This is a genomic window from Pelovirga sp. (genome assembly GCF_059864205.1).
Genome location: NZ_JCBCBS010000161.1, coordinates 1 through 13,203, shown reverse-complemented (window position 1 = coordinate 13,203; position 13,203 = coordinate 1). Strand labels below are relative to the sequence as shown.

Annotated in this window: 14 protein-coding genes; 4 read left to right on the top strand and 10 right to left on the bottom strand. The window is 53.4% G+C overall.

What is annotated here, in order from left to right:
* The coding region (locus AC6F7T_RS10645) for a hypothetical protein (RefSeq protein WP_500718691.1) at positions 1-310 on the top strand (310 nt) is incomplete at its 5' end.
* Between the two features lie 282 nt (positions 311-592).
* Here the strand turns inward: AC6F7T_RS10645 and AC6F7T_RS10640 are convergent.
* The 3 genes from AC6F7T_RS10640 to AC6F7T_RS10630 form a co-directional block, all read right to left on the bottom strand.
* The gene (locus AC6F7T_RS10640; protein WP_500718689.1) at positions 593-1,264 is read right to left on the bottom strand and encodes a hypothetical protein; all 672 of its coding nucleotides are present in this window, start codon (positions 1,262-1,264) and stop codon (positions 593-595) included.
* Between the two features lie 48 nt (positions 1,265-1,312).
* A complete protein-coding gene (locus AC6F7T_RS10635; protein WP_500718687.1) occupies positions 1,313-1,645 on the bottom strand; it encodes a hypothetical protein in 333 nt (110 codons plus the stop codon).
* Positions 1,646-2,095: 450 nt separating this feature from the next.
* Positions 2,096-3,448 carry a DUF2254 family protein gene (locus AC6F7T_RS10630; protein ID WP_500718686.1) on the bottom strand — a complete coding sequence of 451 codons (1,353 nt, stop codon included), beginning with the start codon at positions 3,446-3,448 and terminating at the stop codon, positions 2,096-2,098.
* 1,056 nt (positions 3,449-4,504) lie between these two features.
* On the opposite strand from AC6F7T_RS10630, the gene AC6F7T_RS10625 reads away from it, so the two are divergent.
* From AC6F7T_RS10625 to AC6F7T_RS10615, 3 genes are read left to right on the top strand one after another with little or no spacing between them, the layout of a single operon-like run.
* Complete coding sequence (locus AC6F7T_RS10625; protein WP_500718684.1) at positions 4,505-5,059, top strand: NAD(P)H-dependent oxidoreductase; 555 nt, start codon at positions 4,505-4,507, stop codon at positions 5,057-5,059.
* A complete protein-coding gene (locus AC6F7T_RS10620) occupies positions 5,056-6,087 on the top strand; it encodes an FAD:protein FMN transferase (RefSeq protein ID WP_500718682.1) in 1,032 nt (343 codons plus the stop codon). The genes AC6F7T_RS10625 and AC6F7T_RS10620 overlap by 4 nt, the downstream gene beginning before the upstream one ends.
* Before the next feature lie 5 nt (positions 6,088-6,092).
* A complete protein-coding gene (locus AC6F7T_RS10615) occupies positions 6,093-6,584 on the top strand; it encodes a peptide-methionine (S)-S-oxide reductase (protein ID WP_500718680.1) in 492 nt (163 codons plus the stop codon).
* Positions 6,585-6,653: 69 nt separating this feature from the next.
* On the opposite strand, the gene AC6F7T_RS10610 is transcribed toward AC6F7T_RS10615, so the two are convergent.
* The 7 genes from AC6F7T_RS10610 to AC6F7T_RS10580 form a co-directional block, all read right to left on the bottom strand.
* Entirely contained in the window at positions 6,654-7,115 is a 462-nt protein-coding gene (locus AC6F7T_RS10610) for a gamma-glutamylcyclotransferase (RefSeq protein WP_500718678.1), read from the bottom strand.
* The gene (locus AC6F7T_RS10605) at positions 7,100-8,095 is read right to left on the bottom strand and encodes an amidoligase family protein (RefSeq protein WP_500718676.1); all 996 of its coding nucleotides are present in this window, start codon (positions 8,093-8,095) and stop codon (positions 7,100-7,102) included. Before AC6F7T_RS10605 ends, AC6F7T_RS10610 begins: the two co-directional genes overlap by 16 nt.
* Positions 8,096-8,128: 33 nt before the next feature.
* Positions 8,129-8,329, bottom strand: coding sequence for a 4Fe-4S binding protein (locus AC6F7T_RS10600; protein ID WP_500718674.1), 201 nt, complete (start codon positions 8,327-8,329; stop codon positions 8,129-8,131).
* Between the two features lie 112 nt (positions 8,330-8,441).
* On the bottom strand, positions 8,442-9,587 hold the full coding sequence (locus AC6F7T_RS10595; RefSeq protein WP_500718672.1) for an acyl-CoA dehydrogenase family protein: 1,146 nt from the start codon (positions 9,585-9,587) through the stop codon (positions 8,442-8,444).
* A 19-nt stretch (positions 9,588-9,606) separates the two neighbouring features.
* Positions 9,607-10,386: an enoyl-CoA hydratase-related protein gene (locus tag AC6F7T_RS10590; RefSeq protein WP_500718670.1), complete on the bottom strand. Its 780-nt coding sequence runs from the start codon at positions 10,384-10,386 to the stop codon at positions 9,607-9,609.
* A gap of 171 nt (positions 10,387-10,557) precedes the next feature.
* Positions 10,558-12,561 (bottom strand): oxidoreductase, encoded by a 2,004-nt coding sequence (locus tag AC6F7T_RS10585; RefSeq protein WP_500718668.1) that lies wholly within the window; start codon positions 12,559-12,561, stop codon positions 10,558-10,560.
* Between the two features lie 12 nt (positions 12,562-12,573).
* On the bottom strand, positions 12,574-13,203 hold a 630-nt coding region (locus tag AC6F7T_RS10580), incomplete at its 5' end, for an MBL fold metallo-hydrolase (RefSeq protein ID WP_500718666.1).

The window sequence follows — 13,203 nt, the reverse complement described above, 5'->3', positions numbered from 1 at the left end:
TGTCGTACTTGTTGAAACGATCTGGACACTGCGAGGGAAAAAGTACCAGCTGAATAAGGACGAATTGGTGGCTGTTCTTCAGTCGCTGTTTCAGGAGCCGAACATCAGGTTTGAAGATGGTCAGGCCGTATGGGTGGCACTTACCGATTACCGAAACGCAAAACCGGTGAAGGGAAAAGAAGCTGATTTTGCTGATGCTCTGATCATCAACAAGTCTAAGCAAATTGCCGGCAAGGAAAAGAAGGTTTTTGAGGGATCGTATACATTCGATCTTGCCGCACAGTCTTTGCCGGGATCCAAGGCTCCTTAATAAAGAGGGAATATCAACACTTCTTGGGCAAATCACTTCGCTCCGACAGGTGGCCCAGTTTAAATCAGAACGACTGGCCCACTTTCACCGGAATACTCAGACGATTACTGAATAAGCCGGTCATCTGTCTATCGCTCTGGGAACTGCCAACTTGGTTCCTGAAATTGAAATAGACGCAATATAGGAAAACCCGGTCTGAATCCTCAAGCGGGGTGTTCGTGTTCAAGAAGTGCTGAATTATCAGAAATCCCCGCCCGGATCACCAAGTGGGGATTTTCGGCACTACTGCTCCAGTAATTTTCTGGCTAAGCTATGCATCTCAGAGTTGGCGAGTGCTACCACCTTCTTTTTTACGGTTCGTGAGTAATATTCCTGCTCGGTTTTGGTCAGCGGATCACCTTCCAGCTTCTTTCTAAATAGCTCCTTCTGCTTAGGTGAGAAAACTTGTGACAGAGCGTACTCCAAAGAGAATTCGTCATAGCGGTCCTTGCGCCTACGATCCTTTTCAGCTTTCTGCTCAAAATAAAGCTCAAATAGACCCCTGACGCGCTCCGGATCGACCTCGTCATTTGACCATTCCGGTGCGTGGCCGCTGGCAAAGGCTTTCTGCCAGGCTTTGACACGGTTCTTGTCGTCGTTGGAAAACGTTTTTGTTAGCTTGGTCAACCACGAAAAAGACAAGTGGTAATAGGCGTAGACTGCCGACGAGAGTAAGAGGAGGCGGTGATACCGTTTTTTAAGCCCCTCTGAGGAGAGTTGTTGTTTAACCTTGTCTGTAGAGAACTGATAACTTTCTCCTGCGCTAGCCAAAAGAACGGGAAACCCCTCCCAAAGCCGGGAGTCGTTGCTCTCGACTACCTTGGCCAGGGTTTCGTTCACCTCAAGTTCTTCACTCGGCTCAAACATTGAGAATCCGAGTTTGGATAGGCTTTTGAGGAGTTTTTCGTCAGTCATTTTGTGTGCCCTCCTGCAGTAATTCCAGGAAGATGTTTATGTTTGGTTTTAATCGAAGTTCCGCAATATCAAACTGACCATTTCATGAAAGTGGGCTGCAAGCCTTTCAAGATCCAGCTCGTCCTTATGAAACTTTGCCAGCGCCACGCAATCTTCATAGTCTACCCTAGTGCCGCGCATCAGTTTGCTGGATATCAAGTCATAATCATTCAGGATGCCAATATAAAGGTTCGAGAATTCAACAAGTCGTTTGTTTCGTCCAGCCTCCAAGGGCGATTCCAGTAATCCAATTGTGTGAATGTTGTTGCCCCGAAACAGGTCATAATGAAAAGCTTCGCCTTTGCGTTGCCAACCGGGACCAGTGGTTGGCGTGTAGCTCATTGCTTGTAATTGCTTGTAATTGCTTTATCAGGTAGTTGTATTCCCTAACGTCTGGCACCATGAAATCGACGTCTTTTGTTGATGCTTTAACGCCTAGTAGAGTCATGGCCGTGCCACCACAAGCGATCAATTGAACTTTCCGCCGCAACACTCTATTCCACGCCCTCAGATTGTCGAGAAGTTTGTCTTTGTCGGGTCTGTATTCATTTTGTACCATTAAGCACATATCCTTGTATTTATATCTACAATAAATTGTATATAATTATACAATCTAATTAATTTTGTCAAGTCAGAGAAGTTGAAACTTTTTTCAATAAACCGAGGCAATGCATCTCCGTAAACAAATCCTTCGTCAATAAACTGCGCTACCAAATCCGGCGTCAAGTTGCCATCCCCCACCGGTATGCGATAAACGGTTTTTGTGGCATTGCCCGACTCGTTTGCATAGCACTATACTTTTTCTCCTTCCGCGTATAAAGAAAACTGAGCTTTCAGCGTTTTGCGCACCGCCGCCAGCCGCCTTTCCAACCGCGCGCGATCATAACTGGATTCGATGCAGCGATTAACCAGCTCATCAATACATTGCAGCTGTTCGTCGATTGCTCGTAAGTGGCCGGGTCTGATCGTCAGGCTGCTGATGGTATCAAGGGCGCCGAGCATGCGCACCAGTATGGCAACATTCACTTCGGCGCTACCCCGAATCTGATCGAAGGCCTCAGCCAATAGACCCTCAAAGCTCGGAACGATGGCCACCACGCGCAGCGTTTCTCCCTCGTAACGGTACGATAGTGGAAATTGTCTACCAGCCAGCCGAGCCAGAATCGATGTCAGATAATCGACGCACATCACCGCCGTTGAGGTGTCATTGACCCCGGGAGAAAGTGCTTTAATGGCCATGTCCACGATTTGTCGAATACCGAAAGCCGGGTCCTGTTCAACGGTACGATGGCGGCCAATACTGTAAGCACCATTAAGCGCGTTAATGATCTCCTGGTCTGGTGGGTAAGTCAGGGCGAGTAATGCCAGGGCTGTATCTTGCACAACGAACGCGCCGATGCCGTGCTGCATACGCACGATGGTCCTGTTGTCCTCCGCCAGATGCAACAGCGCATCAATATCCACGCTTTGAATGTAACCGCTTTCATTTGTCAGGACTGGATACCAGGTCCGCTCATCCTGTAATCCGAGGTCCTGATTGCGGTCTTCATCTGCATCGGGCTCCTTATCCAGTTGTTTCGGCAGTAGTCGATCAATGGAAGCGTTGGTCTCCTGAGCGACAGAGGCGATGATGCTGGATGCCTGGATAGACGAGGCAATATGATGAATGAAATAGATTAGAACTCCCACGCCACCAAGCGACATTAAAAAGGCGAAGAATACCGCCAGAGTCGGCACGAATTCGTCTACACCGCCACTATCGCGAATGGTGCGTAACACGATCAGGCAATAAGCAAAAATACTGGCGAAAACCCCCAGTGTCATTTGAGTGATACGGCTGCGCATGAAGTTCCGCAAAATGCGGGAGGTGTACTGGGTTGACGCCTGTACCAGTGCCAACAGGGTCATGGAGAAGGTGATGCCCATAACCGTCATCATTGAACCCGCAAGCGTGGACAACATCTGGCGCGCGCCGTCGGCACCTACTTCAAAAAAGTGTGACCACTGACTCAGCCAGGTATTGAAGCCGGCCGAGTCTGCTTCAATTAACACAACCGCGAAGGCAATGCTGCCCGCGACCATAAGAGAAGGCATAAACCAGAAGCTCGACCGCAGATTGCCCAAAAACTGTCTTAACTTATTCATATTGCCACTTCCAATTTAGAATTTCCGGCATGTCTCCACCGTGTTTTTGATGGAGGTTATATGGTCGATAAGTCAGCAAAAAGCTGATAAGGGTTCTGTTTTAGTTTCTTTTATCACTCTACACTGACCCAACTTGACTTCGCTTGTGGCTGCCAGCTTAATCTTGAATTGAAAGATATTTGTATCTGTTCAGCACCGGCTCGGGGATCCTATGTCAAGGGGCGCTTTTCGTCATCCATGACCGCTTGTTGTAGCCATTCATGGCGACAAACACCCTTGCCACAGGAACCCCGACCCTGCGTAAGGACAGCAGTGAATAGTTACAGATATTTTTCATTTGTCAGTTAAGGCGATAAGGGTTTTTACGCTGCGTATCCGTCGAAAAATGCCTGCTGGACTACATCCCTCCGTTTGCCGATATAGAACTTTATAGAGATGTCGGTGGGGAATGTGGGGTAAGTCTAGCGGGAATAATGCTGCTTGACAATAATGAACGTGGCGTAACCATCAGTATGGACGAGATATTTCGCTAGTGATCAGTTTGGCACAGGTTGTTTTTTATCTCTTGTCCCGCCTTAAATTTGATTTTGTATCCAGCGCTCAACTCCCTTTCTTACAAACCCTGGGTTATCAGAAAATCCCGCCAGGGCTGCGGCGGCGGGCGCAAGCGATGTGACGAGGAGCCAAAAAGAAGTGTTTTACAGCCAGGCGTATAGATTACGAAAATGACTCATGGAGAAACCTCATTAATGTTTGGTTCGAGGCTTGAAGGCCATCGGCTTATTGATCCTTTTCAGGATCATTCTGTGCTACTTTTAGAGACCAGTTTTCAATAATTCATGGTTTATCAGGACGTGAATCGAAAAAATAGAACGAAGTTTTGTTTTCGCTTCGGATGCCCAGATTCTTACAGAAACAGAAGACAGTCAACATGAAAAATAAATACTTACTCATTGTCTCAGGTCAATAATAAAGGATTAAGTTGCTTTTTTAGCAGGGAACTCGTGGGTCAGAATGTGGCCAACGACAAACACCAACAGATGAGGATATTCGCCTATGGAAACGATCAACATATTAGGGATCAGTGGCAGCCTGCGTAAAGCCTCGACCAACCGGGGACTACTGCGCTGGGCTCAGAATTGCGCCCCGGAGGGAATGCGGATAGAAACAGCGGATCTGAGTGAAATCCCTTTTTTTAATGCCGATCATCAGCACGATCAACCTGAAGCGGTGTTGACCTTGATGAACCAGGCTGAAGGGGCCGATGCTCTGTTGCTGGCCTGTCCGGAATACAATTATTCCCTGGCCCCGGCGCTCAAAAATGCCCTCGACTGGTTGTCGCGGGCACCGGACAATCATCTGTTGGCGGGCAAGCCGGTGGCGATCATGAGTTCAGGTGGTGGCCAGGGGGGTGCCAGGGCCCAGTATCACCTGCGCCAGGTTTGCGTTTACCTCAATCTGCATCCCCTTAACAAGCCGGAAATCTTCTGCCATGCCTTCAGCCGCAGCTTTGACGAACAGGGGACTCTGGTTGATGGCAAGATACAGGAGCAGATACGCGAGCTGCTCGCGGCGTTAGCTGATTGGCACGGCAGGATCAGGAGCAGATGAGGGTCATTTTGCGTTTGTTGTTGATTGCTTGTGTTGTTCTGCTGTCAGTAGCAGGCTGTCAGCAGCAGCCGGCAACGGACCCCTATTTGCAGTTGTCAGGGCAGACCATGGGCACCACCTGGTCCGTTGCATTGCGTTCCAGCAACGCTCCGGATGCAGCCGGGATCAAGGCTGGATTGCAGGAGCGCCTTGATGGCATCAACGCGCTGATGTCGACGTATGATCCTTCATCAGAAATTTCCCGTTTTAATCAGTTCTCCGGCAACGACTGGTTTCCAGTCAGTGAAGATACCGCGCGGGTGGTTGCATTGGCGCTGGAGATCAGCCGTCTGACGGATGGGGCTTTTGATGTCAGTGTCGGGCCCCTGGTCGAACTCTGGGGCTTCGGCGCACTACCGCGGAAATCTTTACCCCCTACCGCTGAGCAGATAGCTGAGGTTCTCGCCGCTGTTGGTTACGAAAATCTGCAGTTGCGCCGCGATCCTGCGGCGATTCGCAAAAAAAATCCGCAGCTGCGGATCGATTTCGCAGCTATTGCCAAAGGATACGCCGTTGATCTGCTGGCCCACTACCTTGACCAGCTGCAGATCGAACATTACCTGGTAGAAATTGGTGGTGAGCTGAAAATGAGGGGGGTGCGCAGCGATGGCAGTCCCTGGCGCATTGCCATTGAGCAGCCGTTGGACAGCAGCCGCAAGGTAGCAGCAATCTTCCCCTTGACCGATATCGCTCTGGCGACCTCAGGGAATTATCGAAATTATTACGAGGAAAACGGCCGGCGCTATGTTCATACCATCGATCCGGTCAGCGGCAAGCCAATCCAACATCAACTTGCCTCAGCAACGGTTCTTGATCCTCTTGCTGCCCGGGCGGATGCTCTGGCAACGGCATTGATGGTAATGGGAGAGCATCGCGGCAGGCAGTTCTGCGAAGAACACCAGATTGCCGCGTACTTTATTATCCACCACAACACGGAGACGACCAGCTATTCCAGCCCGGCTTTTCAAGGGTTGCTGGAGCAGAGATAAGCACTATGAGACTTGAGACCATCTATTTTGCCGGTGGCTGTTTGTGGGGCGTTCAGGCCTTTGTTAAAACCCTGCCAGGGGTGATCCTGACCGAGGCCGGGCGGGCCAATGGCAGGACCAATTCCCTTGATGGTGAGTATGATGGTTACGCCGAGTGCGTGAAAACCCTCTTTGACGCTGATCTCACGACGCTGGAGCAACTGTTGACATGTTTTTTTGAAATTATTGATCCCTATAGTGTCAACCGACAGGGAGAAGATGTGGGGTTGAAATATCGGACAGGAATCTACAGTAGGGCTCCGGAACACCTGGAAAAAGCTCAGCGGTTTATTGATACCAGAGCCGATGCGGAAAACATTGTCGTTGAGGTTCTTCCTCTGGTTCAATATGTAAAAAGTGCAGAGGAGCACCAGGATCGTCTGGAACGATGCCCTTCTGATTACTGTCACATCCCGCTGGAAATGCTGAATAAATATAAAACTCGAACAGAGCAGTAGTTCAGAGGTTATGTTAACCCGAAAGCGACAGGGAATCTGAGCGCTATCTGCGGTCCCAGGTCTGCTCCCTTATAGCCGCTGATAAACCCATGCGGGTTGGCCATCCGCCAGGGTTAATTGGAGACGATGGTAGCGTTCTCCCAGCCGTTCGTAGCGATCGAGACGTCGCAGCCCTTGTGGGGTTACGCTAAAGACCACTCCTTTGGTTTTCGCCGAGCCAACTTCCGTAATATCAAGTCCCTGTTTGCGGTAGCCGGGCAGATGTGCCGGGGTCGAGTCCGTCAGTTCGCGGGTAATGAGCAGGCGCACCAGCGGATTACGCAGGGTACCGTAGGCAAAAACTCGCTGCTCGCCGGCGTCTATTTCAACAACAGTGGAGCTGGGCGGAGAATAATTGAACGGGCTGACGAAGGTCCACCACCCCCAGGCGCCGCTGGCCAGGAGCAGGAGCAGCAGTATCATGCCAAGCCGCGTCAGCAATCTGCGCCGGGTCGATGGGCGGCAATCGGGTCTGCTTAGGGTGCCAGCCATTTATTTTCAAGCTCTTCAGGCCAATCGCCGAACCAGCGCCGTAATGGATTGCGCTGCAGCTGCTGGAAACGTTCACAGCAGGCATTGAGTCGCTCGCTATCCGCTGCTAATGCTTCCATTCTGACCCAGTCGTTCCAGGAAAGATGAAGGCCCCAGTCAGCTTTATGGATATCGCAATTGGGCAGGCGATAGTGAAAGGTCGGGCGTGGCTTGATCAGCTCATCAGCGGTGACATTACGCACCCGTTTTTTATCAAGATGGAGAAACAGGGGAAGCATATCCAGAGCGCGATTGCGGGTCGGATTATGCTGCAGGTAGTCGTCGATCAGGGTGTCCAGGTCAGGCTGGTAAGCGGGGTTGACCACGTTGAGGATGTATTCATGGGGAAAAGGGTCAACGTAACTGGTAATGCGGCGGGTAAGGTCAACATTGGTCCGCTCGACAATCCAGTCGTAGCAACATAAAAAGGTTTTCAGGATGGCTGTAATGATAGCCGGATCGGTGGCTGGAATTTCCGGATTCAGCTGCATGCCAAAAGCGTTGACAATATGATCAGAGGTGCCCCTGGCCCCTGTCGTGCGAAGTTCAGCAATGAGATCTTCTACCTGCGGTAAGCGGTCAAAGGGCAGCGGTGGTGAAACAATCTCCATCGGGACAATGCTCTCGGCGGCCCAGGCAATGGCTTCTTCAACGGAATTTTCGAGTCCCCCTTCCAGGGTACTGGCATCGCGGTTTTTGCGCCCCATTTTTTTGAGCAAATTAAAATCCAGTTCAACCACCCATTCGCCGGCAGCGTCACCTCGCAGAATGCGGGCATAGCGGCCATCGGAGGTAATCTCGAGCTGAAGGAAATCGGCGACAATGGCAGCCAGCTGATTGAGGTCAAGACCGCTCATCTCCAGTTCGATGCCAACCCGGCGCGGCTTGCCTTCAGGGTTTTTAAGCCATGGTGGCACCTTGAGATCGTGTTGCTGTTTCATTTTACTCGATATTCCGGCGGTGTCAGGCTTTAGTCACTTTAAGCTGATGGTCATGGCACATAAGGGACATTGATCAATACAGCCGCCACAACTGCAGCACAGTGCGTGGTCAACCACGGCTCTTTTTTTACCGCGCCCCCGAGGCTGGTCGGTGGTCAGGGTCAGGGCACCAAAAGGGCATGCGCTAAGGCAGGCACCACAACCGCTGCAGCGCGTACTGATGATAATAGCCATGGCAAGGACTCCTGCTACTGCAATTCGTCTGTGGGACATTATGACGAAAAGCCACCCAAAGGAAAAGGGGGAGGTGGGGGAGATAGCAGGGGCAATGTCCCTCTGTGAACCTTTAGCGTGTCAGCGCCGAGCCGATAACCAGGCGGTGGATTTCATTGGTGCCTTCGTAGATCTGGGTGATCTTGGCATCGCGCATCATCCGTTCCACCGGAAAATCGCGGGTATAGCCGTAACCACCAAGCACCTGAACTGCTTCGGTGGTAACCCGCATGGCGACATCGGCGGCAAACAGTTTGGCCATTGCCGCCTGCTGCCCATAGGCTTGTCCATTGCCGGCTCGCCAGGCCGCCTGATAAACCAGCAGGCGGGCGGCTTCAATCTCCGTTGCCATGTCAGCGAGTTTGAATAAAACCCCCTGAAAGTTATGGATGGCCTGATCGAATTGCTTGCGCTCTTTGGCGTAGCTGGTTGCGGCCTCAAAGGCTCCCTGGGCAATGCCAAGCGCCTGGGCGGCGATGCCGATTCGCCCACCGTCAAGGGTCTTCATGGCAATCTTGAACCCCTGCCCTTCTTCGCCCAGCAGGTTGTCGGCCGGAATCCGGCAGTTGTCAAACACCAGTTCCATGGTGGGTGAAGAACAAATCCCCATTTTCCGTTCTTTTTTGCCGAAGGAAAAACCGGGGGTGTTTTTTTCTACGATAAAGGCGCTGATGCCCCGATGTTTTTCAGCATTTTTGTCACTGCGCGCCAAGACGATGTAGGTTTCAGCTTCACCACCGTTGGTAATGAAATTTTTACTGCCGTTCAGTACCCATGTGTCGCCGTCTCTCACGGCGGTGGTTCTGGTACCACCGGCGTCAGAGCCGGCACCACTCTCGGTCAGACCGAAAGCGCCGAGGGTGCGTCCTTCCGCCAGGGGTTTGAGATAGCACTGTTTCTGTTGTTCGCTGCCGAACATAAACAGGGGATTGGCGCCGAGGGAAAGGTGAGCCGATAAGGTGACGCCGGTTGACGCACAGACCCGCGACAGTTCCTCCACCGCAATGGCGTAGCTGATGTAGTCGGCACCAGCCCCACCATACTCTTCCGGAAAAATAATCCCGGTCAAACCAAGCTCTCCCAGTTTGTCGTACATCAGTTCCCGATCAAAGCGTTCGTTTTCATCCCGTTCAGCGGCAGAAGGTGCCAGTTCCGCTTCGGAGAAGTCGCGCACCATCTGGCGCATCAATTTATGTTCGTCGGTCAGCTCAAAGATCATGGTCGTCTCCTGTCGATATTTATGAGAATGGCGAAAAATCCGCTTTACGCCCCTGTAAAAAGGCGTTGATGGCTTCCTGTGCTTCCGGTTTCGCCAGCTGCTGCAGAAACAGTTCGCCTTCCTTGCGCATGATGTCGGCAATGAAGGGTATGTGCTGCGCTTTGAGCAGGGATTTGGTCAGACGCACGGACTCCGGTGGCTGGGCTGCCAGCCTGGCCGCCTTAGCGAGAACCTGATTTTCCAGGGTCGCAGAGTCGAAGAGCTGATTGATCAAGCCGTATTCCAGGGCTGTTGCGGCATCGACCATTTCGCCCAGCAGCAACATTTCTGTGGCCCGTTGCGGGCCGATCCGCCGTGGCAGCAGATAGCTGGAAGCCGCCTCCGGGCACAGGCCCAGATTAACGAAGGGCAATTGAAAACGCGCCGTCTCGTCGGCGTAAGCCAGATCGCAATGCAGCAGCAAGGTCGTGCCGATACCGACCGCCGGACCACTGACCATGGCCAGCAGGGGTTTGGTTGTCTGGCTGATGGTGCGCAGGAAACGAAACACCGGGCTGTTTTCTCCCTGCGGCGGGTGTTGGGCAAAATCAGACAGGTCATTGCCGCTGGTGAAGCAACTGGCTGTGCCGTGCAGCAGAATGACCCGCACCTGCTGATCCTGTTCGGCGGCCTCCAGTGCTGCGCTCAAGGCATCGTACATCGCCATGGTCAGGGCGTTACGTTTTTCCGGGCGCGCAATCCCGATCCGCAAAATTCTATCGTTGACATGGGTGGTGATAGGTGCGCTGTCGTTTGTCATAGGTCCTCCCTTCCGGTAAAAATTAAAGTAAGTTTCTGATCTGGAAACCAGAAATTTTTCGCAAGGTCAAGGAAATCAAGCATTTGAGCGGAGGCGTAGTACTTTACGCCGCACAATCAAATGCGCTGATTGACGCAGAGATTGTGGAAAAGAGCGGTTTCCGGACAGAAACTACGCAATACTCCGGCCAGCCGCAAACCCCTGATGGATGGCATCGAAGACCATGGCCGGGCGTTGTCCATCACCAACCAGCTGCCAGGGGATCTGCAACGCGGAAGCGATCTGCGCAAGGGGATTGCAGCTGCTGGTGCCGACTGCCAGCACCACCGTGTCGGCGGCGATCTCCGTTGTCTCGCCGTCATGTTCAATCGTTACCCCGCCGGGGGTGATCTGTTGAACCCTGGTTTGGGTCAGGCAGGTTACATGGAAGCGTTCCAGATCCTGCAGCATTCCCCAGCGCGTTGAACGGCCAAAATTGCTGCCGAGCTTATCCATCATTTCAACCAGGGTGATCTGTTTGCTGCCGCGGGTTGCCAGTCGGTAGAGCTCTTCCAATGGTTCGGCGCGGTGAACGAGCAGAAACTTCAGATCGGTGGCTGACATGGTGCCATGTTCAGCAAGGAACAGGGCCGTCTCAATACCGACCGCACCGCCGCCGATGATCACCACCCGCTGACCGGTGGCCACGGTTTTTGCCAGAACGTCCCAGGCCTGAACAACATGGGGCAGATCAGCTCCAGGAATCGGTGGCGTGATGGGTCTGCCGCCGGTGGCCAGGATCAAACGGTCAGGTCGGTGCTGACGCAGAAAGGATGCGTCGACCTCGGTGCCGGGTAGAATCCTGATGGGGTGACGGGCCAGTTGCCGTTGCAGATCTTCAGCCAGAACGGAGAATTCCGCACGGCCGGGAGGAGTGCCGGCGCGTGGCAACTGGCCGCCAAGGTGGGTGCTGCGTTCGCACAGAGTGACCCCATGTCCTTGCTCAGCAGCTGCAAGAGCCGCGCTCATACCGGCGGCGCCGCCACCGACAACCAGGACCTGCTGCGGGTTTTCGGTTGGTTGGCTGCGGGTTTGGGTTTCGTAGCCGACGCGTGGATTGCACAGACATTCGACCGCTTTGAGTTTAAACAGGTTGTCGAAGCAGCCCTGGGCACAGGCAACACAGTGGACAATCTCCTGCTCACGGCCGGTGCGCGCTTTTTCCGGCAGTTGCGGATCGGCAATCAGAGCCCGCCCCATGGCAACCATATCGCAGGAGCCCTCTGCCAGCAGTCGACGAGCAATGGTCGGATCATTAATACGATGACCGGCAATCACCGGTACCGGGATCTGTTCGCGAAAGGTGCGGGCCAGGTAAGCAAAAACGCCGCGCGGAACCTTGGTGACAATCTGCGGTACCCGGGCTTCATGCCAACCGACATTGACATTGAGGGCATCGGCCCCGGCGGCCACCAGCTGCCTGGCAAAAATCAGCAGCTCATCACGACTATTGCCACCCGCCATGAAGTCGTTGCCGTTGATCCGCACCAGCAGGGGAAAATCCGTGCCGATCGCCTTGCGGATGGCGGTGATCACCTCCAGCCCGAAGCGCATGCGGTTTTCCAGGGCGCCACCGTAGGCATCCTGACGCTGATTGGTCAGGGGGGACAAAAATTCGCTGATCAGATAGCCGGTACCGGCCAGCACTTCGACCGCATCGAAACCGGCCTGCTGGACGCGCCGGGCGGCGGCGGAAAAATGCTGAATCAACTGAGCGAGTTCCGCTTCCTCCAGCGGCCGTGGCACTTCCTGGGTCAGGCGCGAGGCAATCGGCGATGGCGCTACCGGTTGCTTGCCACCGAGGAACAGGGAATGGTTGTAGCGTCCGGCGTGATTCAACTGGACGCAGGCGGCGGCACCAGCCTGTTGAATCGTTGCCGCAAGGCGGGTCAGTCCGGGCAGAAAATCATCCTCGTGGGCGCCGATATTGCCGGGTTGTCCGGACATTTCATCGATGGTGGCATAGCCGACACAAATCAGTCCGGCACCACCCCGTGCCCGCTCGGCGTAGAATGCCTGCAGGCGCTCTGTGATCTTGAAGTTGCGACACATGTTCAGATGCATCGCCGGCATCATGATGCGGTTTTTTAATGTCAGGGTGCCGATGGTTAGCGGTGCAAACAGTAAATCTTGCATAGTGTCCTCAATTCAGATCGGCGCCAGTGCCGCGTCGTAGAGATCGGCAACCGTCGAAAACAGACCGATGGTCTCCAGTGCCTGGCGCAGCGCATCGGGTTGATCGAGAAAGTCACGGATAAAAACCAGCTCCGAGGCTTTAAGGTAAACGGCAAATGGTGGACATGGTTTGCCGGCAAGGAGTTCCTGAGCGACTTCGGCGACGGAGCGCGCCGGGTCGATCTGCTTGACCTTCGCGCCGCGCGCCAGAAGCTTGGTGACGTAAAAAATGATATTGGCATCGACACTTTCAATGGCATAACGATGACCAGGCAGAATGGTCTTGCCACGCAGTGTCGCGAGTTTGAGCAGGGTCGCACAATAGGCGTCGTAATTGCGGAAACGTTCATCACTGAGCAGATCGACATCGAGCAATGGTGACTGAAAAATTCCGCGCAGCAGCACATCCCCGGTGACGGCCCAGTGAGCAGCAGCCAGAACCAGATCGCTCTGGGAATGCCCCGGACAAGGGATCACCTCAATGCCCAGATCGGGAGGCAGGTCGTCCTCAATGATGCGGTAGCGGGTCGGCAGAGTGGGAAATACCGAACCATCCTCCATGCTTGCCGCAAAGCGGCTGAGGAATTCTTTGCTGAAGCCATA

Excerpts from the sequence above, each read along its gene's own strand:
- AC6F7T_RS10640 (WP_500718689.1), bottom strand. The coding sequence starts at position 1,264 with ATGACTGACGAAAAACTCCTCAAAAGCCTATCCAAACTCGGATTCTCA.
- AC6F7T_RS10635 (WP_500718687.1), bottom strand. The coding sequence starts at position 1,645 with ATGAGCTACACGCCAACCACTGGTCCCGGTTGGCAACGCAAAGGCGAA.
- AC6F7T_RS10630 (WP_500718686.1), bottom strand. The coding sequence starts at position 3,448 with ATGAATAAGTTAAGACAGTTTTTGGGCAATCTGCGGTCGAGCTTCTGG.
- AC6F7T_RS10625 (WP_500718684.1), top strand. The coding sequence starts at position 4,505 with ATGGAAACGATCAACATATTAGGGATCAGTGGCAGCCTGCGTAAAGCC.
- AC6F7T_RS10620 (WP_500718682.1), top strand. The coding sequence starts at position 5,056 with ATGAGGGTCATTTTGCGTTTGTTGTTGATTGCTTGTGTTGTTCTGCTG.
- AC6F7T_RS10615 (WP_500718680.1), top strand. The coding sequence starts at position 6,093 with ATGAGACTTGAGACCATCTATTTTGCCGGTGGCTGTTTGTGGGGCGTT.
- AC6F7T_RS10610 (WP_500718678.1), bottom strand. The coding sequence starts at position 7,115 with ATGGCTGGCACCCTAAGCAGACCCGATTGCCGCCCATCGACCCGGCGC.
- AC6F7T_RS10605 (WP_500718676.1), bottom strand. The coding sequence starts at position 8,095 with ATGAAACAGCAACACGATCTCAAGGTGCCACCATGGCTTAAAAACCCT.
- AC6F7T_RS10600 (WP_500718674.1), bottom strand. The coding sequence starts at position 8,329 with ATGGCTATTATCATCAGTACGCGCTGCAGCGGTTGTGGTGCCTGCCTT.
- AC6F7T_RS10595 (WP_500718672.1), bottom strand. The coding sequence starts at position 9,587 with ATGATCTTTGAGCTGACCGACGAACATAAATTGATGCGCCAGATGGTG.
- AC6F7T_RS10590 (WP_500718670.1), bottom strand. The coding sequence starts at position 10,386 with ATGACAAACGACAGCGCACCTATCACCACCCATGTCAACGATAGAATT.
- AC6F7T_RS10585 (WP_500718668.1), bottom strand. The coding sequence starts at position 12,561 with ATGCAAGATTTACTGTTTGCACCGCTAACCATCGGCACCCTGACATTA.